15 protein-coding genes and 1 other annotated feature are annotated in these 21,379 nt (G+C 40.4%); of the genes, 11 read left to right on the forward strand and 4 right to left on the reverse strand.

Annotation, left to right across the window (positions count from 1 at the left end):
• Nucleotides 1–71: 71 nt before the first annotated feature.
• Nucleotides 72–1,346, reverse strand: coding sequence for an ArsB/NhaD family transporter (locus JYB65_RS08650; RefSeq protein WP_425331122.1), 1,275 nt, complete (start codon nt 1,344–1,346; stop codon nt 72–74).
• A 97-nt stretch (nt 1,347–1,443) separates the two neighbouring features.
• Nucleotides 1,444–1,498, reverse strand: a sequence feature (sodium ion sensor (DUF1646 type); this cis-regulatory element may regulate processes involved in with the transportation of sodium ions).
• 218 nt (nt 1,499–1,716) lie between these two features.
• Here JYB65_RS08650 and JYB65_RS08655 point away from each other — a divergent pair.
• From JYB65_RS08655 to JYB65_RS08670, 4 genes are all read left to right on the forward strand, one after another.
• On the forward strand, nt 1,717–2,736 hold the full coding sequence (locus JYB65_RS08655; RefSeq protein WP_206582275.1) for a glycosyl hydrolase family 18 protein: 1,020 nt from the start codon (nt 1,717–1,719) through the stop codon (nt 2,734–2,736).
• A gap of 232 nt (nt 2,737–2,968) precedes the next feature.
• Nucleotides 2,969–4,132 (forward strand): PucR family transcriptional regulator, encoded by a 1,164-nt coding sequence (locus JYB65_RS08660; protein WP_206582276.1) that lies wholly within the window; start codon nt 2,969–2,971, stop codon nt 4,130–4,132.
• 135 nt (nt 4,133–4,267) lie between these two features.
• Nucleotides 4,268–5,287 carry an ornithine cyclodeaminase family protein gene (locus JYB65_RS08665; RefSeq protein WP_206582277.1) on the forward strand — a complete coding sequence of 340 codons (1,020 nt, stop codon included), beginning with the start codon at nt 4,268–4,270 and terminating at the stop codon, nt 5,285–5,287.
• A 21-nt stretch (nt 5,288–5,308) separates the two neighbouring features.
• Complete coding sequence (locus JYB65_RS08670) at nt 5,309–6,430, forward strand: aminotransferase (RefSeq protein WP_206582473.1); 1,122 nt, start codon at nt 5,309–5,311, stop codon at nt 6,428–6,430.
• Between the two features lie 128 nt (nt 6,431–6,558).
• On the opposite strand, the gene JYB65_RS08675 is transcribed toward JYB65_RS08670, so the two are convergent.
• Nucleotides 6,559–7,053: an iron dependent repressor, metal binding and dimerization domain protein gene (locus JYB65_RS08675; RefSeq protein WP_206582474.1), complete on the reverse strand. Its 495-nt coding sequence runs from the start codon at nt 7,051–7,053 to the stop codon at nt 6,559–6,561.
• 189 nt (nt 7,054–7,242) lie between these two features.
• On the opposite strand from JYB65_RS08675, the gene JYB65_RS08680 reads away from it, so the two are divergent.
• The 7 genes from JYB65_RS08680 to JYB65_RS08710 all read left to right on the forward strand — a co-directional run bounded on the left by JYB65_RS08680 (nt 7,243) and on the right by JYB65_RS08710 (nt 18,173).
• Complete coding sequence (locus JYB65_RS08680) at nt 7,243–7,500, forward strand: FeoA family protein (RefSeq protein ID WP_206582278.1); 258 nt, start codon at nt 7,243–7,245, stop codon at nt 7,498–7,500.
• On the forward strand, nt 7,500–9,647 hold the full coding sequence (gene feoB, locus JYB65_RS08685) for a ferrous iron transport protein B (protein WP_206582279.1): 2,148 nt from the start codon (nt 7,500–7,502) through the stop codon (nt 9,645–9,647). The genes JYB65_RS08680 and feoB overlap by 1 nt, the downstream gene beginning before the upstream one ends.
• Before the next feature lie 257 nt (nt 9,648–9,904).
• A complete protein-coding gene (locus tag JYB65_RS08690) occupies nt 9,905–12,043 on the forward strand; it encodes a DNA topoisomerase 3 (protein WP_206582280.1) in 2,139 nt (712 codons plus the stop codon).
• 164 nt (nt 12,044–12,207) lie between these two features.
• Nucleotides 12,208–14,157 carry a fructose-1,6-bisphosphatase gene (locus JYB65_RS08695; RefSeq protein WP_206582281.1) on the forward strand — a complete coding sequence of 650 codons (1,950 nt, stop codon included), beginning with the start codon at nt 12,208–12,210 and terminating at the stop codon, nt 14,155–14,157.
• 53 nt (nt 14,158–14,210) lie between these two features.
• Nucleotides 14,211–15,053, forward strand: coding sequence for an NAD(+) diphosphatase (nudC, locus tag JYB65_RS08700; RefSeq protein ID WP_206582282.1), 843 nt, complete (start codon nt 14,211–14,213; stop codon nt 15,051–15,053).
• A gap of 57 nt (nt 15,054–15,110) precedes the next feature.
• Nucleotides 15,111–15,938 carry a tRNA threonylcarbamoyladenosine dehydratase gene (locus JYB65_RS08705; protein ID WP_206582283.1) on the forward strand — a complete coding sequence of 276 codons (828 nt, stop codon included), beginning with the start codon at nt 15,111–15,113 and terminating at the stop codon, nt 15,936–15,938.
• A gap of 264 nt (nt 15,939–16,202) precedes the next feature.
• The gene (locus JYB65_RS08710) at nt 16,203–18,173 is read left to right on the forward strand and encodes a methyl-accepting chemotaxis protein (RefSeq protein ID WP_206582284.1); all 1,971 of its coding nucleotides are present in this window, start codon (nt 16,203–16,205) and stop codon (nt 18,171–18,173) included.
• A gap of 57 nt (nt 18,174–18,230) precedes the next feature.
• On the opposite strand, the gene JYB65_RS08715 is transcribed toward JYB65_RS08710, so the two are convergent.
• Together JYB65_RS08715 and JYB65_RS08720 are read right to left on the reverse strand one after the other, a co-directional pair.
• Nucleotides 18,231–20,618, reverse strand: coding sequence for a homocysteine S-methyltransferase family protein (locus JYB65_RS08715; protein WP_342366647.1), 2,388 nt, complete (start codon nt 20,616–20,618; stop codon nt 18,231–18,233).
• Entirely contained in the window at nt 20,602–21,297 is a 696-nt protein-coding gene (locus JYB65_RS08720) for a vitamin B12 dependent-methionine synthase activation domain-containing protein (RefSeq protein WP_206582285.1), read from the reverse strand. Before JYB65_RS08720 ends, JYB65_RS08715 begins: the two co-directional genes overlap by 17 nt.
• Nucleotides 21,298–21,379: the final 82 nt, after the last annotated feature.

Genomic DNA, 21,379 nt, shown 5'->3' on the forward strand with positions numbered 1-21,379 from the left:
GGCACTTATATAAATTTATAAGGAACCCTGTATTTTGCCATAAAAAAGAGTTAAAAAGAGTTGAATATTAATCATACTAAATATACAAAGTAAATGTATACCGTACTGATTACAATGGTTAATATCATCACCGGGAAAGCTAATTTAAAAAACTGTCCAAAGGTGATTTTATATCCGTTTTGTTCGGAAATACCTATCGCTATTACGTTTGCACTGGCACCGATTATGGTTCCATTACCGCCGAGACAAGCACCAAGAGCCAAAGCCCACCAAATTGGAGCTAGGTCCATTCCTGAGATCTCTCCCATATTCTGAATCATCGGAATCATGGTAGCCACAAAAGGAATATTGTCAATAAAGGCTGATGCAATAGCAGACACCCATAAGATTGCAATCGTAGTAAGTAAAAGATCTCCGTTGGTTACATTTAGAACCCCTTCCGCAATCAATTTGATCGCTCCCGTTTGCTGGATTCCGCCGACCATCATGAACAAGCCTGAAAAGAAAAATATCGTCTTCCATTCTACTTCACAGAAAATCTCTTCTATATTTTCCCCTGAAATAAAAAGGAGTAACACTGCTCCGATAAGAGCAACTGTTGCGGATTCATAATGCAGCATTCCGTGGAACACAAAGCCAAGTATCGTGATGATCAATATGAACAAACTTTTTTTTAGCAAAGTCTTATCTTTGATACAGCTTTTTCCATCTATAGACATGGCTTTCATTTTACATTCATCTGTAGTAGAAAGTAATCCTCTATATACAAAAGCGAAAATTCCTGTAGTGAGAATTAACATAAGGAATATTATCACACCTAGGTTCTCTAAAAAATCTAAAAAGCTTAACCCCACGGCACTGCCGATCATAATATTAGGAGGATCGCCGATCAGTGTGGCCGTTCCGCCGACATTTGATGCGAAAACAGACGAAATAATGAAAGGTATAGGATTAATTTTTAGATCTTTCGCAATGCTGAGCATAACGGGCAGCATGAGAAGTATTGTGGTCACGTTGTCAAGAAACGCGGAGAGGATTCCCGTTATGAGAGAGAGAAGAATCAATATCTTAATGGGCTCTCCTTTGGCTATTTTTACCGTTGAGACTGCCAGGTATTCAAATACTCCGGTTCTCTTTACAATCATAACGATAATCATCATACTCACGAGAAGTATAATGGTATTTAAGTCAATGTGATGAAAAGCATTTTGCTGACTTATAATATTTAACAAAATCATTAAGGTTGCACCCATAAGTGCAACAATAGTTCGATCAATTTTATCCCATATGATCAGAGCATAGGCAACTATAAATATAACTGCTGATAAAATTAGTTGAGTTGACATTTCTTGCATTTACCTCCAGACTAATAATATTTTATCAATTTATATAAATATTGATTTTTTTAATAGAATAAAAAAGGGGTAAAAAACTCACATAGTGAGCTTTCCACCCCAAAAGCTTAATCTCTTGAAAGAAATATTTCTATTTCCCAACCGAAAACAATCTATTTAATTATATGAAATTATAATATGTTTTTGGCGGTATGTCAACAAACAAATTAATAAAATTTGAGTTATAAAAAATGGTAATATGACCGGATGATCAGCAATGTGGGGGAAGCTATTGCTTTAAGAGATAAGCAAGTAAAACAATCTCTATGGAACGGAATAAATCAGCGCCGATGTACATATTTTGTACAGGGGGTGATTTTTTTTGGAGAAAGAATCCATTTTAGTAAATGGCTATGTGTATCCAAGCATCAGCGACCAGCTGCTACAAGCTTGGCTGCCTAATTTATCTTTAATATCTACATTTAGCTATGGAATGACGCCAGAGGGTGACTTGATACAACTGAATGATGAAAAGTTGATTTCAGCAGCCAACGCCCAAGGCACCGGAGCCTTAATGGTACTTACGCCGCTGAATGCGGAAGGGCGGTTTTCAAATGAATTAGTTAGCGAGATACTTGAAAATCCGGCTGCGGTAGATAATTTATTGAATAATATTTTACAGACGATTAAAAACAAAGGACTATTTGGTATCGATTTCGATTTTGAGTATGTAGCTGCTAAGAATAGGGACCAGTATACCGATTTAGTATCCCGTGCTGCAATTTTACTGAATCCACTGGGATATATCGTGACCGTTGCCTTAGCGCCTAAAACCTCGGAAGAACAAGTCGGACTATTGTATCAAGGACATGATTATGCAGGAATGGGGAGCGCCGCTAACTTTGTGTTATTGATGACATATGAGTGGGGGTATGCATACGGACCTCCTATGGCAGTAGCCCCTATTGATAAGGTGCGTCAGGTGCTTGCGTACGGTGTTAGTCAGATTCCGCCGGAGAAGATTTTAATGGGTATCCCGAATTATGGATATGATTGGAAACTTCCGTTTATAAGAGGCGAGACCGTAGCGGAAAAGATATCAAATGAAGAAGCTGTGGCTAGGGCAAGAGAATTCGGTGTGGAAATACAGTTTGATGATATAGCCCAAAGCCCGTATTACTATTATAAAAAGCCTATCGCTCCAGCAGAAGGGCCGCCTCCAGGTCAACCGATTCAGTACGAGGAACATGTGGTTTGGTTTGAAGACAGCCGAAGTTATGCCGCTAAAATGCAGGCGATTAAAGACTTTGGATTGACCGGTATGAGCATTTGGGAAATTATGAGCTATTCTCAGTCCTTAATCGATCAAATCAATAATAATTTTAATGTTGCAAAAATATAAGCAGAAAGTTAACAAAAGGTGAGACTTTTTCTATGATAAAGTTTCATCTTTGTTTTTTGTCTAGTATAAAACATAACTATCCGTATAGAGAAAGATGATAGATCATTTAGTAATGATTTCAGCCAGTTTAGATACAATCAGTAGGAATAGATTGTAATCATGGAAGGGCTTTAGTACAATGTAATTAATAGCTGACATAAGCATGCATATTAAAACATAAGGAGAATAGGGAATGTCTATTTGTGTTAAAGATTTATTCCAACTCGAAGTTTTCAAGAATTTTAAAATTGTTGCAGGTCAAAAAGGGCTAAATCGCAGGCTTGCAGCGGCACAGGTTTTAGATTTCGAATTTGTTGATGGGTTAGAAAATCATAGAAAAGTAATGTTTGATAAGGATAGCTTTGTTGTCAGCAGTCTTTTATTTGCGAAAGATAATGAACAAATCTTAACGGAGGCAGTAAAAATTTTGTTCAATTTAGGTATTAGTGCTTTTGCTTATAAAAATGTAATCTATAAAAACTTGCCTCAGGAAATTATAGACTTTGCGAACAGCAAGAACTTACCCGTTTTAGAATTTCAGGATGAGGATGCTTATTTTGAGGATATTATTTTTGAAATAATGAACCAAGTAAAAAAGGATTCCAGAATTACTTTGATGGAAGATAAAATAAAGCATCTGTTGCAACAAGAATGGTCCCTGCCAGAGGTCGAATCCATGATTGATATAATAAATCCTAATTTGCGAAACAAAATTCAAGTATTTTACATTGAAATGGGTGATGAACAAAAAGTAATGAATTCGCTTATGTCCTTTGACCCCCCTGAAGGTTTAAGAGGGAACAGTATTGTTTCAAAATATAACAAAGATTTCTTATTAATAATATCTACCGATAAAGAAGATCGTAATTTACAATATAAATTTGAGGATGTATTATTCCATCTCGGAATTAAAAAAGACAATTTAATAATGGGACTTAGCAGCATACATTTTGATAAAAGTAAAATAAAGATGGCGATAGAGGAAGCGATACAGGCTAGGATGGTTGGAAAAATTGAAAATAAGGATAATATAAATTATCAGGAGATTGGACTGTATCAGATATTATTACCGGAAATAAGGTCGGAACATCTTCAGAAATATATGCAAAATTATTTAAAACCTATCTTAAATAACGGTGAAGCACAAAATGAACTCCTAAAGACGGCAGTTCAATACATTTTAGCAGGTGGCGATTTGAACCAAGCTTCTCAGACTTTGTTTTGCCATAAAAATACGGTTCGGTATAGAATAAACAAGATACATGAATTGATAGATGCAAATAGTAATGAATTAGAATTTTTTCAGAATTTAGCAGTGGCGGTTAAAATTTATTTAATAAACGGCTATAGGCACTGAGTTCCATAGAAGAGCAAAGCTTTTACAGCTTTGTTTTTTTATACAAAAAATAGAGAGAAGTTTGTATTCCGGATTAATGAAAAATAGCGTTGCTTTAGGTATACTCAAATAAAAATCTCGGAAGGTGGAATGAATATGTTTGAGTTAAAAGTTCTATGTAAAGAGGAGACGGAAAAAATATTAAAAATAAATACCGTCATCCGTTCTGTTGAAGAGGTCTATAGACAAAAGGCGCTAGGCGAAACAGAAGTTTTTCCTCTTATTTTTCATGAATTTACTCCCGGAGTTGCAGATATGGATATTAAATCAGGATGGTTAAAAGGAAGCGGGTTATTCGGGTTAAAATTAGTTTCTTGGTATGGAGAGAATGCAAAAAAGCAATTACCTGCGCTGATAGGGACCATTTTACTATTTGACGATAAAACAGGGGCCCCTATCGGAATTTTAGATGGCGCTTATATTACAGGCATCCGCACCGGAGCGGCGGGAGCTTTAGGTGCCAAATATTTAGCGAGACCGGATTCCGAAAGACTACTGATTGTAGGGGCAGGGCATGTGGCAGCTTTTCAAGTGGCGGCTACACTAACCCTTTTCCCGAATATAAAGGAAGTAATGATTTATGATGCAATGGATTACAAATCTGCCGAAGAATTTGTACAAAATATTCAATCAGTCTTAGTTAACAACCTGCATGTACCTTTTAATGAAAGTATAGAATTTGTAGCAGTTAAGGATATAAAAGGTGCGACAGGAAAGAGCGATATCATCATTACTGTAACCCCAGCCAGAGAGCCGATTATCATGGCCGAGTGGGTAAAGCCCGGTACACATTTTAGCTGTATTGGCGCCGATATGTCCGGCAAAGAAGAGATAGACCCGGAAATACTGAGAGGCGCAAGAATCTTTGTAGATGATATGGAACAGTGCATCCATGTGGGCGAAATAGAAATTCCCATTAAAAAGAACATTATTAAAAAGGAAGACATTGCGGGTGAAATCGGAGAAATCATAGCAGGTGTGACAAAGGGGAGAGAAAATGACGAGCAAATTACCGTCTTTGATGCAACAGGTACAGCTCTGCTGGATTTAATAACGGCAAAGTTGGCTTTTGATGAAGCAGAGAAAATGAACTTGGGAACGAGTGTAAATTTATAAATATGACAAAGGGGATGTATGATGAAAATTAAAACGTTTAAAGTAGAACAGTGGATGAATGAATTTGAAAATGATGCGGTATACAATTTAGGAGAAACTTGCATTGACTCCATGACGCTAAGAGAGCTCCTGGAATTATCGGGGAAAAATCCGGAAGGATTTTTAGTCGCGCTAGCGGATAAAAGAATGACTTACGGATACATAGAAGGCTCACCGGAATTATTGAAAGGTATTGCCAGTCTATATGAAGATGTTCGGATCGACCAAGTGATCCCTACGCATGGTGCTATAGGAGCGAACCATCAAGTGATTACCGCACTAATTGAACCGACGGATAATATGGTATCCGTTATGCCGACGTATCAACAGCATTATTCCATACCGGAATCTATTGGTGCAGAGGTAAGGCTGTTGCAGCTGACCCCGGAGAATTCTTTTCTTCCAGATTTAGAAGTATTAAGAAATCTGGTAGATGAGCATACCAAAATGATCACCATAAACAATCCGAACAATCCATCCGGCTCTTGGATTCCTTTAGAGATCATGGGAGAAATCATAAAAATTGCCGAAAATGTGGGTGCATACATATTATCCGATGAGGTTTACAGGGGCATTGCAGAAGATGATTGTTACATGCCTTCTATTGTGGACCTTTACGATAAAGGGATTTCTGTAAGCAGTATGTCTAAAATATTCTCTCTGGCCGGTTTAAGAATGGGGTGGATTGTTTCAAAAGATGCAGGAGTACTTCAGGCGTGCAGGACAAGAAGAGACTATGACACCATCTGCTGCGGAAGCTTGGATGATTTGTTTGCCAGTATTGCACTTTCCAATAAAGACAAGATCTTTGAACGAAATAAAAGCATACTGAAACACAATAGAGAAATTCTGGATAAGTGGGTAAATGAGACAAAAGGAGTTCACTATGTAAAGCCTGTAGCAGGAACAACGGCACTTGTTTATTACGATAAGAATATTCCTTCCTACGATTTGTGTGTACGGCTAATTAAAGAAAAGGGCCTGCTGTTTACTCCCGGCTCTTGCTTTGAGCTAGAGGGGTGTGTACGAATCGGATATGCATTCGACTCTAAGACATTAAAAGAAGGTCTGGATAAGTTTACAGAGTTTTTAAAAGAAAACTAAAATAAGGACTAAATATCGTCTCTTTATAACGTAGGAAAGATCGCTTGCGATATTGACGGAGTTTCATAAAAAGCTACCGTTAAAATGCGAGCGAATGTGAGCTAAAAAGTGCCTCGCAGAGGCTTTTTTTATAAAAGAGCATTGGGCTGTTCTGCATTCCATTGCTCTTTGTAAGCGTCATAAAACTTTAAAATATCAGGGTTATCAGAAAAAAAACGATTGAGTAGCTGGATATTTATTAATGTGCTCAGACTGACATCGTGTTCAATCATCTCAGTATCTTTAAGGGTATCTTCAACCCCAAGATTGCTTAAAAAATCCTCTAAAATCATATGTCTTTTTAAAAGAAAAGCACCAAGGGTTTCCCCTTCTTTTGTAAGCTTAATTACTCCATATTTCTCATAATTCACATATCGAAGCCGTTCTAGTTTTTGTACAATTTTAGTGGTTGATGAAGGACGAACATTCAATTTACTAGCTAATTCATTAATTCTTACGAATCCTTCCTCTAGACAGACCCGATAGATCATTTCCAAATAATCTTCCATACTGGATGTCAGTAATGTATTTTTTTCATTCAATAATTGATATCCTCTGACTGTATAAAAATTTTCTTGGTTCATCAACGTATAATTCTCCTTTTTTTATAATGTAGTAAATATCGTAAGCAGATATGCACGGGCTTTTTTATTTTGTTTATGTAACACAATTAAGGGATCTTTCATAACTATAAATTAGTCGTGGGAAAAAATGTTTCACGTTACTAACTTATTAAATAGATAAATAAAAAATTAATAAAAAGGAGTTTTTATATGTGCCAAAAATTAATTATGTTAGACCAATTACCTTTAGGTACATTTGGGAAAGTTAAAATGCTGAATTCAGAAGGGCGTGAACGCAGGCGAATGATGGATTTAGGATTGATTCAAGATACAATCGTACAGTCCATCAGAAAGAGTCCGGCGGGAGACCCTACTGCTTATGAAATCCGAGGTGCTGTAATCGCTTTACGCTCGGAGGAAGCGTCAAAGATATTTGTTGAATCAATTCAAGCAGAGGAGAAGGCATAATGGGATTGACAAAACAATCTACAGGAACTGGTGCCTCTAATGAAATGCTTCAAGTTGAATTAGAATCACCGGATGATATTGTGGTTGCTTTGGCGGGGAACCCGAATACAGGAAAAAGTACATTATTTAACAGTTTCACCGGAATGAATCAACACACGGGCAATTGGCCCGGCAAAACGGTAACAAATGCACAAGGACGATATGGCTACAAAGATAAAAATTATGTTTTGGTTGATCTTCCGGGGACCTATTCGCTGCTATCTAATTCGGTAGAAGAACAAGTTGCCAGAGATTTTATGTGCTTTGGTAATCCGCAGGTGACGGTTGTAGTAGTCGATGCTACTTGCTTAGAAAGAAACTTAAATCTGGTTCTTCAAGTTTTAGAAATAACGAATAAAGTGGTCGTATGCGTCAATCTTTTAGATGAAGCAAAGAGAAAAACCATTCAAATTGACTTAAATCAGCTTTCCGAGCGACTAGGCGTACCTGTTGTAGGGACTTCTGCAAGAACCGGCCAAGGAATGGAAGAGTTAAAAACAGAAATACACAAGGTTGCTCTTGGAGAAATTTGTCCTTCTCCGGTAAAAATCAATTATGACCGGGTACTGGAAGATGCCATGAAGGAATTGGAACCAAGCGTTCAAGAATTGACAGCTAATCAATTAAATAGCAGATGGGCATCCTTGCATCTTATGGATGAAGACAATCAACTTATTCAATCGATCCATAACTATCTACATATGGAGATGGAAAAGGAGCGACTGCTGCAGGATAAAATACAGGAAGTTCAGGAAGGATTAAAGAATCAACATATTACAGCCAAAGATGTGCAGGATCGCATGGTTTCAAGTCTCGTTAAAACTGCTGAAGAGATAAGCCGTGATATCGTTTCCGTCAAGAACAAAGATTATAATCAGCGGGATCGTAACATTGATCGTGTGCTGACTTCAAAAATATTTGGTATTCCAATAATGATTTCACTTTTAGGTCTGGTTTTTTGGATTACGATAACCGGTGCAAACTATCCTTCCTCTATGCTGGCAGAATTCTTCAATAAGATGGAACAGCACCTGGTAGCTTTTTTTTCATGGGCAGGTACGCCGCATTGGGTATGCGATATCTTTGTATTCGGCGTTTACCGTACGTTATCCTGGGTTATTTCCGTAATGCTCCCGCCGATGGCTATTTTCTTCCCGCTATTTACGTTAATGGAAGATTTAGGCTATCTACCTAGAGTCGCCTTTAACTTAGACCATTATTTTAAAAAAGCTTGTGCTTGCGGGAAACAGGCGCTGACCATGTGCATGGGATTTGGCTGCAATGCGGCAGGAATCATTTCTTGCAGAATTATTGATTCTCCGCGAGAACGTCTCATAGCAATTATCACTAATAATTTTGTGCCATGTAACGGAAGGTTTCCTACCCTAATTGCGCTTGCAACACTTTTTATCGCCGGCAATGCCGGAACATTCAGTTCAGTTGTTGCGACGCTGGCCGTATTGGCAGCCATCGTATTAGGCGTTATCATAACCTTTACAATTTCTAAGATTTTGTCAAAAACAATCTTAAAAGGACTTCCGTCTTCTTTTACATTAGAGCTGCCGCCGTATAGGAAGCCTCAAATAGGACAGATTATTGTCCGATCTATTTTTGACAGAACCTTATTTGTATTAGCTCGTGCTATTAAAGTTGCTGCTCCTGCCGGATTGGTTATATGGGCTATGGCCAATATAATGATTCAAGATGTAAGTTTGCTTACCCATTGCGCATTATTTTTAGATCCGTTTGCCCGATTATTGGGAATGGATGGATACATCTTGATGGCATTTATATTAGGCATGCCTGCAAATGAAATAGTCATTCCGATTTTAATTATGAGTTATATGGCGAAAGGCTCCATGTTGGAACTAGACAGTTTAACCCAAATGAAACAATTGTTTCTTGATAACGGTTGGACGTGGCTGACGGCAGTTTGCACCATGCTCTTTTCCTTGAATCATTGGCCTTGTGCAACTACCTTGTTAACGATACGTAAGGAAACACAAAGTTGGAAATGGACCGGTATTTCTTTCTTGATTCCGACCCTCACAGGCATTGCCATATGCTTCATTGTGGCGCAAGGGGTCACCTTGCTTGGATTAGTATAAATAGCATAACATACCTTGAATGAGCGGGATTCCTTTGGAAAAAGAGTTCCGCTTTTTATTCAATATTTAAAGGTTCAACGATGAATTCATGGTGACTTTATGATATAATGAACGCAGCTATTGAAGCCGGAGTGCCGTAAGGAAGCGTTCATTGAATCATGCGGCGACTCTGCTTGCATGATTCAATAAACCCGTAACTGAAGTTTAATGATAGGAAAAGGCAGCATGTATTAGCTGTCTTATGTTAGAATAGAAATATGAAATTAGTAATTGCAGAAAAACCAAGTGTTGCAGCTGAAATCGCGAAGGTGATGGGGGCAGGCAAACGAGGAAACGGTTTTTATTCAGGAAATGAATACTTAGTTTCTTGGTGTGTGGGCCATCTGATCGAAACGGTTATGCCGGAAGAGTATGATGCGAAGTATCAGAAGTGGAAAATGGTGGACTTACCCATTATACCGGGAACATGGAAATATCAAGTGTCTGCAGGAGTGCAGGCACAATTTGACGTAGTCAAAATGCTCATGGAGCGGGAAGATGTGGATCAAATCATCTGTGCGACGGACGCCGGACGTGAAGGGGAACTGATTTTCCGGCTCGTGTATAATCAAGTAGGATGCAGCAAACACTTTAAACGTTTATGGATTAGCTCGATGGAGACAAAAGCCATCAAAGACGGGTTTGCAAAATTGAAAGAAGGCTCGGAATATGACAGGCTTTATGAAGCCGCTTTATCAAGGCTTCAAGCGGATTGGCTGGTAGGTATTAACTTTTCCAGACTCTTCGGCTGTATGTCACAGAAGCCATTGAATGTAGGACGAGTACAGACTCCAACGGTCAATCTGATTGTGGAGCGTCAACGGGCTATTGATAGCTTTGATTCAAGACCGTTCTATATTTTAACGGCAGAATGTACCGATGACGGAACCAAATTCAATGCGACCAAGCGGGTAGAAGAAAAGCAGGAAAGTGAACGGATTTTAGAAAAGTGTGCAGGTAAACCTGCTGTGGTTACATCTATGACCAAAGCACCTGTCAAAGAAAATCCTTCTGCACTCTATGATTTGACAACCTTGCAAAGAGAAGCCAATAAGATGTTGGGACTATCGGCCCAGCAGACCTTGGATGCAACACAAAATTTATATGAAAAAAAATTGGTGACTTATCCGAGAACGGACAGCCGATATTTAACCGGCGATATGGTCGACTCCACCAAGCAAATCTTGCAGAGCGTTTTACAGGCACCTTACCTTCATGAAAAGACAGCGAAAGAATATCAACTCGGATCGGCGAGTATGGAGCGGCTGGTGAACGATAAAAAGGTAACGGATCACCATGCGATCATTCCCACCATCGAAGCGTATAAGGCATCTGAACGGCTGCCGAAAAATGAATTCAATATCTTATTGCTGATTATATATAAGCTGTTGACTGCGGCTTATATTTCGCATGAATATATTAAAACAGAGTTGCTTTTAGAAATAGAAGGCGAAGAGTTTAAGGCAACAGGCAGACAGATCACCGAGAATGGATTTAAGGAGATTCAGTCTCATTTGACTGAGCTGTTAAAACAGGCACAGAAAGAAGACGAAAGCAAGAAAAAGAAATCCCGAAAAAAGCAGGAAGAAGAAAAAGAGGAAGAAATTATTCCTGCGCTATCGGAAGGGCAGCTCATTGAAGAGGTGAGCCTTTCTTCTAAAGAGAAGACGACACAGCCGCCGAAGCCTTATACGGAAGATACCTTATTGTCAGCGATGGAAAATGCGATGAAAACCCTAGAGGATGAAGAGCTTCGAAAAGAGGTGGCAGGGGCGGGGCTTGGAACTCCTGCAACAAGAGCCGGAATTATTGAGAGAATCATCAAAACCGGTTTTGTAGAGCGAAAAGGAAAGAATCTGTTGCCTACCGAGAAAGCGTATGAGATCGTGGAAGCTGTGCCGGAAAAGGTAAAAAGTGCGATTCTGACAGCAGAGTGGGAACAGAAGCTAGAGCAAATATACAAAGGTGAATCAACCAGCAAAGAGTTTATTGAAGGGATTGAGATTTTTGTCAGCGAACTAGTCGGCGGCTACAAAGAAAACTGCGTGTATGATGAAAATGGCCGAGAAATTATAGGAGAATGTCCTCGATGCGGGAAAAATATTTATGAGGGCAGGCTGAACTATTATTGTGAAGGCGGAAAAGAGTGCGGCTTTACGATTTGGAAGGAAGATAAGTTTTTTATCAGTAAGCGTAAGCCTCTGACGAAACCGATGGTGAAACGTTTTTTAGAAAAAGGCAGGATTAAAGCGGTCAATTTATACTCAGAAAAAAAAGATAAGCATTATGATGCCTTTATATTCATGGAAGATACCGGGCAGTATGTGAATTTTAAACTGCATTTTCCTAAAAATTAGGAAAGAGATCAGCATAAATCCACAAAAAAACCCTTGTTCGGGCAGATAGGGTGTTGCTTTTAGGTATCGCCTCTTGTATTATTAATTTATAAGAGAATGTTCTACAAATCGAATGCCTTGAATCTAAAGTTTGAGGCATTTTTGCTGAGCGAAGGGAAAGGGAAATGTTTGAAGAGAAATACTTAAAACTATTATCAAAGGAATATCCTAATATTCAAAAAGCATCGGCTGAGATTATTAATCTTAGAGCCATTTTGAGCTTACCGAAGGGAACCGAATACTTTTTCAGTGACCTTCATGGGGAGCATGAAGCATTTATTCATATGCTGAAAAGTGCTTCCGGCGTTATACGTTCCAAAATAGATGAAATTTTTGGGAAGAGATTGCCCGAAAAGGAACGGGATAAACTGGCTTCAATGATCTATAATGCAGAGGCAGAACTAGAAAGAAGGCATGAGGAAGAAGCAGACTTTGATGAATGGTGCAGGGTAACAATATACAGACTGATTGAAGTATGCAAATCGGTTTCAACGAAATATACCCGTTCAAAGGTAAGAAAAAGATTGCCGAAGGACAGCGCATATATTTTGGATGAACTGCTGCATGCGGATGATGAGGCAAACAGGTCACATTACTATAATGAAATTATTAATTCCATCGTAGAGTGCGGGGTAGCAGAGCAGTTTATCGAAGAATTGGCAGACACGATCAGCCGGCTTGCGGTAGACCGATTACATATCATAGGAGATATCTATGATAGAGGTGCACACCCGGATTGTATCATGGACTATCTGATGGGTTTCCATGATGTAGATTTTCAATGGGGAAATCATGATGTGGTATGGATGGGAGCCGCGACGGGAAACTGGGCGTGCATTACCAATGCTATTCGTATGAATATCAGCTATAATAATTTTGATATGTTGGAGATAGGCTATGGTATCAATCTTCGGACCTTAGCTGTGTTTGCAGCAACTGTCTATGAAAATGATCCTTGTGCATATTTTGCTCCGCATATGCTGGACCGAAATACATTTGACCCGGTAGACGAAAAACTGGCGGCCAAGATGCATAAAGCGATCGCGATCATACAACATAAAGTGGAAGGCCAGCGAATTCAATCGCATCCTGAATACAGTCTTGAAAATAGATTGCTGCTGGATAAAATTGATTATGAAAACGGAACCATTCATATAAATGGAGTCACATGGGAATTAAGGGATAAGAATTTCCCTACGATTGATCCGAATGACCCGTATAAGCTGACGGAGGAAGAAAATCTTTTGATGAATTCTCTAGAGGCTTCTTTCAGAGAAAGTGAAAAGCTTCAGCAGCATATTAAGTTTTTATACAGCCATGGGGCTATGTACAAGTGCATTAACGGCAACCTGCTTTACCATGGGTGCATTCCGATGACGGCAGACGGTGAATTCGAAGATTGCAATATTAACGGCAAACACTATAAGGGCAAAGCCTTAATGGATTATCTGGATGATCAAGTGAGAAAAGCTTACTTTAGTCCGGAGCTTTCGGATGAAACCGGAAGACCGGGAGACATCATGTGGTACTTGTGGCTTGGCAGTAAGTCACCGCTCTTTGGAAAAGATCAGATGACGACTTTTGAGCGTTCTTTTATCGCGGACAAAAAAGCGCACAAGGAGTATACTGTGCCTTATTATAAACTGATTCAGGAAAGGGAAACCTGTGAGAAAATTCTGGCTGAATTCGGTTTGAATCCCGAAACTTCTCACATCTTAAACGGACATGTACCGGTAAAGATTAAGGACGGCGAAAGCCCAATCCGAGGCGGAGGAAAGCTGATTATTATTGACGGTGGGATTTCAAAGGCTTATCAAAAACAGACGGGCATCGCCGGCTATACGTTCATCTTCAATTCCCGATTTATGGCTCTTGCTGAGCATAAGCCATATAGTCCGATGAAAGAAGACGGAACCCAAGAATTCCACGCACCTACTTTGAAGATCGTGGAGAACTTACCGGTCAGATTAACCGTGAAGGACTCCGATATCGGAGAGGATTTGGAGCGTCAGGTTGAAGATTTAAAGAATCTGGTTGCTGCTTATAAAAATGCAACTCTTAAAGAAAGATTTTAATGAATCATCAAATACAAAATAATTAAAAAAATATTAATGTAAAGGGGCAGTGCATGATTCAGGATATTGAACCGAGAAAATTTAATAACAGTTTTGAAAATAAAAAAGCGAAGCCTCAGGATCTATTTCTATCATACAGCGGAGATACCGTATTAGTCCGAGAAGATAAGGAGAAACTTTGGTATCCCTCTTTTTTAGATTTTCAGACAGAATATCCGGATTTGATGGACAGTGCTTCATTCCTTTTTTCGATAGACGATATAAATTACTTCTTAGTAGAGGAACAAGGACTCGATTCTGTAGATGGATGGGGGTATTCAACCATCGCCCGGTTTAGGACGGAGACCAAGTATTGGCGTTCTTTTGCCGGTGTTGTGGGATGGCAGTTGAATCGTTGGTATGCGAATCATCGTTTTTGCAGCAGATGCGGCAAACCGATGAAGCGTTCCGACAAGGAGAGGATGTTGTATTGTGAGGAATGCGGATTTCAGACCTACCCGACCATATCCCCTTGTGTCATCGTAGCGGTTCATGACGGAGAACGTTTACTGTTGACGAAGTATGCAGGGCGGGCATATAAGAATTATGCCCTTATAGCGGGTTTTACTGAGATCGGAGAAAGCTTGGAGCAGACCGTTAGCAGAGAAGTAAAAGAAGAGGTGGGTCTTCGTGTGAAGAACATTAAGTTCTATAAGAGCCAGCCTTGGCCGTTTACGGATACGTTGCTTGCTGGGTTTTATGCGGAGCTGGACGGAGATGATACCATTACTCTTCAGGAAGATGAACTGTCACTGGGGGTATGGGTTAACCGAGAGGAACTTCCGCCTGCGGAGAGCACGATAAGCCTTACCAGTGAAATGCAGGAGGCTTTCAGAACGCGTTCCGTCGATTTATAATACAATTGCAAAGTAAAAAATAATGATTAAAACCATTGAAACAAAGGAGGTTTTCGTTTGCTACATGCATTTTCCCGAAGTGAATTGTTACTGGGTCGGGATTCTATAGAAAAATTGAAAAACTGCCGAGTGGCTGTTTTTGGAATAGGCGGGGTGGGCACATTTGCCGTTGAAGGCCTAGCTCGAACCGGTGTTGGCAAGTTTTTGTTGGTAGATGATGATGCAATATGCCTAACGAACATAAACCGTCAGTTGCATGCTACCCGAAAAACAGTGGGGCAGTCTAAGGTTGATGTCATGAAGGAACGAATTTTAGATATTAACCCCGAGGCGGAAGTGACCGTCATGAAGCGGTTTCTCATGGCTGAGGAAAAGCGTTCTGCAAGTAAGAACCCAATAGCAGAGGCGGATGCTTTATATTGGGACGAGCTATTGGCATGGCATCATGCGGAAGGCAATCACATCGATTACATCATCGATGCCATTGATACCGTTTCAGCAAAGCTTGATCTGATCGTGAACGCGCAGAAAGCGGAAATCCCTATCATCAGCTGTATGGGAATGGGGAATAAGCTGGACCCAACCCGTATAGAGGTATCCGATATTTACAAGACTTCCATTTGTCCGTTAGCAAAAGTGATACGGAAGGAACTGCGTAATCGTCATGTAAAAGCATTGAAGGTGGTCTATTCAAAAGAAGAACCGTTGATCCCGATCGCAGATGAGTCAAACAGTTGCAGCAGTAACTGTATCTGTCCAAAAGGAACCACCCGTACGTGCACCGTACGCAGAGCTATTCCGGGCAGTGTGTCGTTTGTTCCTTCTGTAGGAGGATTGATTATTGCCGGTGAGGTGATAAAGGATCTAATTGACTATAAAGGATAAGATATAAAAAATAATTCAACATTCGCGCTAAAGCGATGAGCGCAAATTAAAGAATCAGAAGCTCCTTTTTTTGATGATACGGATTGATTTCTATAAAAATAAAATTAAACATAAGAAAAGAAAAAATACTATACAAATTTTGTATAGTATTTTGTTTAAAAACACTAAAACAGGTTAAATAGATATCAATCAGTTTAAGAAATTGTTTAGAGAGAGGTTATGTAATAATTCTCTATAGGTGTTTATCGAAAGAAGGAAAATCGTATGAATTTTAAAAGTATTAAATCAAAAATTTTAGCAATCGTCTTAGTTGTACTATTCATTTCACTTGGAACAGTGTCTGGGGTTTTTGGTGTACTTAGTCTGAAGGGCACTGAACTAACGGTACAAACCATATTAGAAGAAACTGCAAAAACCTCCGCTTTAGCAATTCAACACAGAATCGATGCGGGGAAAGATGTAGCATCTGAATTAGGGGTACTTACCATCCTATCTGATCCAGTATCGACCTATGCTGAAAAGAGACAACTTTTAGACAGCAAGATCGGGAAATACGGATTGAAAGCTATTTCCGTTGCGAATCTTTCAGGAATAGATTTGGAAGGCAAGGATATAGGCAATAAAGAATTTTTCTTAAAAGCATTGTCGGGAGAAACCTTTTACTCCTCTCCTGAAGTGACTCCGGACGGAAAGGGTACGGTTCTTTATGTAGCGGCACCTCTTTGGGAAAATGGTCAATATGATACGAAAATAGTCGGCGTCGTGTACATGACATTAGATGGTAAAGCTTTATCGGATATTACAAGCAGCATTAAGATCGGGGAAACAGGTGCCACTTATGTTATAAGTGACGAAACTGTACTTCTGGCCCATACAGATCAATCTTTGGTGAACAGTGGATCAAGTCTTGTGGGGATGGCAAAAGAGGATAAACAACTAGAACCTTTGGCTCAATTAGGGCAGAAAGCCGCAAGCGGCGAAACCTGTTATGGAGAATACTATTTTAATGGCGTAAATAAACTTGCTGTGTTTTCTCCCATTGGAGATTCAGATGGATGGTCTATTTGTGTAAATGTCTATAAATCTGAATTTATGCAATCAACGTATACGGCACTTGAAATTTGCATCGCTATTTCAGTTGCCTCATTAATCATTGCAGCCATCATTATTATCCTATTGACGAGCCGGATTATTCGGCCTATAAAAGAAGTAGCCCGAGCTGCAGAAGAATTATCCAAAGGCAATTTTGATTATGAAATCAAATATAGAAGTCAAGATGAGATCGGTAAGCTCGCAGACAGTATGCGAACCATGATCGTAACAACAAAAGATGTCATCAATGACACAAACAGAGCGCTGAAAGAAATGGCAAACGGCAATTTTGATTTGCATCTTACCGTAGAATTCGTTGGTATTTTTAAAGAGCTTGAGCAAGAGATGACAAATATCATCTACACGTTAAGTGAAACATTAATGCAAATCAAGACCTCTGCCGCTCAAGTGGATGTCGGTTCGGAACAGGTTTCAATGGGTTCTCAGGCTTTAGCACAGGGCTCCATAGAGCAGGCAAGTTCAATTGAAGAGCTTGCGGCAGCGGTAAATGAAATATCTGAAAAAGTAAAATTAAATGCCGAAAATGCAAAGCTGGCGAATGCAAAAACCCGGAGAGTCGGTGAAGACCTAGACTCCAGTAATCGGAAGATGAATAATATGATGAAGGCGATGGAAGAGATTTCCGGCAGATCGAAGGAAATAAGCAAGATTATTAAGTCCATTGAAGATATCGCTTTCCAAACCAATATTCTTGCGTTAAATGCTGCGGTAGAAGCTGCGAGAGCAGGCGCTGCGGGAAAAGGCTTTGCTGTAGTAGCCGACGAAGTCAGAAACCTAGCCGAAAAATCTGCGGAAGCTGCAAAGGATACGACAAGTCTTATTGAAGAAACGGTAAAAGCCGTTTTGGAAGGAAGTGAGATTGCAGCGTATACGGCCAATGCAATTCGAGAGGTTGTAGAAGACGCAGGAGAAGTCATCAAGGCGATTGATGAAATTTCAAGTGCATTGATAGAAGAGGAAGAATCAATTCAGCAGATTACCATTGGATTAGATCAGGTCTCTGGGGTCGTTCAATCCAACTCTGCGACAGCAGAACAGAGTGCGGCCGCAAGTGAAGAACTGTCGGGTCAGGCGTCTATGTTACAAGAAGAGGTGGCTAAGTTTACTTTAAAGAATATGTAAGAAAAATAACGAGAAAAGATACAAAAAAAGTAGAAAAGGGGCTGGAGGCCCCTTTTTTTATTGAAATACTTCTTTAGCGATATCTGCGGATTGCTTTGCATCTTTTGCAAAATAGTCTGCTCCCATTTTTTTTGAATATTCCGGTGTAAGCACGGCACCGCCGACAATGATCTTACAGTCTAAGTTTTCTGCACGAATAGCCGTAATGGTGTCAGCCATACTCTTCATGGTTGTCGTCATCAGTGCACTGAGGCCTACCAATTTCGCATCATGCTTCTTTATGGCTTCAACAACCGCTTCGACCGGAACATCACGGCCTAAGTCGATAATCTGATAGCCGTAATTTTGAAGGATCGTTTTTACAATATTTTTTCCGATATCATGAATGTCGCCCTTCACCGTGGCTAAAACAATTTTACCTCGGTTGATGGATTCTGCATCTTGAGCGGCAAGACGCTTATTCACCACTTCAAAACCTGATTGTGCTGCTTGTGCTCCTTGAATGAGCTGAGGAAGGAATATTTCACCCTTTTCAAAAAGGGTGCCCAGTACATCCAGGGCAGGGATTAAACGTTCATTAATCAATGTCATTTCATCCATTTCCTGCAGAAGGCTTTCCGCAGCAAGCTTGGTCTCATTTTTAAGCCCTTTACGGATGGCATGAAAAATATCCATGCTGCCGGCAGCAGAGGCAGTTTGCCCTGTCGAAGGAGATCCTGTATTATTATCGGTGTTTGAATATCGGGCAATATACTTTTCTGAGTGAACATCTTGGTTCGTAAGCACGTTGACCGCATAGATGGCATCCATCATGGCCGCATCGTTTGGATTCATGATAGGCAAGTCCAAACCTGCTTGCAATGCAAGGGTCAAGAACGTCCTTGTCATGAGTGCACGGTTTGGAAGTCCGAACGAAATGTTGGATACGCCCAGAACGGTTTTAACGCCTAACTTTTCTTTCACCATCTGAATGGCTTTAACGGTTTCTCCGGCTTCAAGCTGCTGCACGGATACGGCCAGCGTAAGGCAGTCAATGATGACATCTTCTTTTGGAATGCCATAAGACTGTGCCGTATGAACGATTCTCTCGGCTATTTTAAAACGCGCTTCTGCCGTTTCCGGAATACCGGATTCATCCAAGGCAAGACCTATGACTGCTGCACCGTATTTCTTTGCAAGAGGAAAGATTTTGCTCATCAATTCAGGGTCTCCGTTCGTTGAATTGATGATCGGTTTCCCGTTGCAGATTCGCAGTGCCGCTTCCAGCACTTCCGGGTCTTGTGAATCCAATTGAATCGGAGCGTCAACGACGGACTGCATCAATTTCACTACTTTGCAAAGCATCTGACCCTCATCGATGTCTGGCATACCGGCATTGATATTGAGAATTTCCGCACCGCCTTCTACCTGATTGACTCCGCAGGCAAGAATGTAGTCCATATCATCATTTTTATACGCTTGCTTGATTAGTTTTCTTCCCATTGGATTGATGGTTTCCCCGATCACGGTAACATGGTCTACGGTAACCACTGTGGTAGGGGAGCAAATTCGAAGTTTTGGCGTGTATGATTTCTCAGTCACGGTGAGGTTCCCAAAGGTTTGCTGAAGGGCCTTGATATAATCCGGACTCGTGCCGCAGCAGCCGCCCACCATGGAGATGCCGATTTCATGGTACGGTTTCATCTGAGAGGCAAAATCAGCTGCATCAATATCGTACTCATCTGTTTCTAAGTTTGGAAGTCCTGCATTTGGTTTTATGAAGACCGGCAGGGTTGTATGTTGACAGAGTTCCGCAGCGATGGGCAGAATTTCGGAAGGCCCAAGGGAACAGTTGATCCCGATCGCATCTGCGCCAAGCCCTTCCAACGTAATGGCCATAGCTTCTACCGTACAACCGGCGAACGTTCGGTGGTTGCTTTCAAAAGTCATGGAAACCATAATCGGCAGCTGGGAATTTTCTTTAGCAGCCAGCACCCCGGCCTTTACTTCATATAGATCGGTCATGGTCTCAAAGACAATGACATCTGCTCCTGCATTCGCGCCGGCAGTAATCATTTCTTTGAATAGATCATAGGCTTCTTCAAAGGTCATCGTTCCGGTTGGCTCCAGCAGTTCACCTAGCGGGCCGATATCAAGAGCTACCAATGCGGCAGTACCTTCGCAGGCTGTTTTCGCCGCTTGAATGGAAGCCGTAATGACTTCCGCCACGGTATAACCGAAACCGGCTAACTTATGAGCATTTGCACCAAAGGTATTGGCATAAATCAGGTTGGAACCGGCGTCTATATAGAGCTTATGAATATTAGTAATTTTTTCGGGATGGGTAATAGATAGGATCTCAGGTCTTTCTCCAAGTTCCAAACCGCTTTTTTGCAGCATGGTGCCCATTGCACCATCCAGAATGATATATTTATTTGATTGAAAAATACTATTTTTCTTTTCCACAACGTACCCCGCTTTCTCTTAATCTGCATGTATCTTTCAGTGCACAGGTTTCACACCCGGCAAGCTTTCCTTTTGTATAGGCAGTTGAAATCCCTATAACCGCCGTCACCGATTTTCTCGGTAAAAGCAGATGGTCTTTGCTTTGTGTCAGCCCGATTTTGCGATTGGTATCAAGCAAGTTGATAAAAACATCCTGCACACTCAGCGGCAGGTCACCGTAACCCGGACTAAACCGCATGGTTGTATAGAGATTCTGTGCCATATATTCTTTTTGTATATCCTCGCTGATTTGCTCACAAATCTCCTCTATCAATACAGAAGCGCAGCAATCAAGGATGACTGCTTTGGCCATATCGTTTACCTGGGATATGCGTATTATGCGGTCGACTTGGGCACCTAAGGTAACTGCAAACATGACACAGCCATGGCATCCTGCCAAATGAGCCGCGATATCTTTACCTGGAAGTTGAAATTTTTCGGAACCGATATAAAGAGATCCGGACGTGAGAAATCCCATCTGAAAATAGCTGTGGAACTCGCGAGGCTGGGCAGCGGAAAGGATTTCCTTGCTGCAGGTTTCCACAAGCGATAAGGTAGATGAGTCTGGCTCACTGCTGCCAAACCCCAAGTATTGATAAATGTCATTTTTGTTAATTGCTGTTGGTTTTGTAATGTTCATCCTGTTAATTCCATACTTATTAGTTGATTTTATAATCAATATAGTATAACATAATAATAATATATGTATATACCCTAAAATC

Origin of the sequence: Clostridium aminobutyricum, from assembly GCF_017255415.1 — a bacterium.
GTDB lineage: Bacteria > Bacillota > Clostridia > Peptostreptococcales > Anaerovoracaceae > Aminipila > Aminipila aminobutyrica.

Bases quoted from the DNA above. Each gene is read 5' to 3' on its own strand.
- JYB65_RS08650 (WP_425331122.1), bottom strand. From the start codon at position 1,346: ATGTCAACTCAACTAATTTTATCAGCAGTTATATTTATAGTTGCCTAT.
- JYB65_RS08660 (WP_206582276.1), top strand. From the start codon at position 2,969: ATGTCTATTTGTGTTAAAGATTTATTCCAACTCGAAGTTTTCAAGAAT.
- JYB65_RS08665 (WP_206582277.1), top strand. From the start codon at position 4,268: ATGTTTGAGTTAAAAGTTCTATGTAAAGAGGAGACGGAAAAAATATTA.
- JYB65_RS08670 (WP_206582473.1), top strand. From the start codon at position 5,309: ATGAAAATTAAAACGTTTAAAGTAGAACAGTGGATGAATGAATTTGAA.
- JYB65_RS08675 (WP_206582474.1), bottom strand. From the start codon at position 7,053: ATGAACCAAGAAAATTTTTATACAGTCAGAGGATATCAATTATTGAAT.
- JYB65_RS08680 (WP_206582278.1), top strand. From the start codon at position 7,243: ATGTGCCAAAAATTAATTATGTTAGACCAATTACCTTTAGGTACATTT.
- feoB (WP_206582279.1), top strand. From the start codon at position 7,500: ATGGGATTGACAAAACAATCTACAGGAACTGGTGCCTCTAATGAAATG.
- JYB65_RS08690 (WP_206582280.1), top strand. From the start codon at position 9,905: ATGAAATTAGTAATTGCAGAAAAACCAAGTGTTGCAGCTGAAATCGCG.
- JYB65_RS08695 (WP_206582281.1), top strand. From the start codon at position 12,208: ATGTTTGAAGAGAAATACTTAAAACTATTATCAAAGGAATATCCTAAT.
- nudC (WP_206582282.1), top strand. From the start codon at position 14,211: ATGATTCAGGATATTGAACCGAGAAAATTTAATAACAGTTTTGAAAAT.
- JYB65_RS08710 (WP_206582284.1), top strand. From the start codon at position 16,203: ATGAATTTTAAAAGTATTAAATCAAAAATTTTAGCAATCGTCTTAGTT.
- JYB65_RS08720 (WP_206582285.1), bottom strand. From the start codon at position 21,297: ATGAACATTACAAAACCAACAGCAATTAACAAAAATGACATTTATCAA.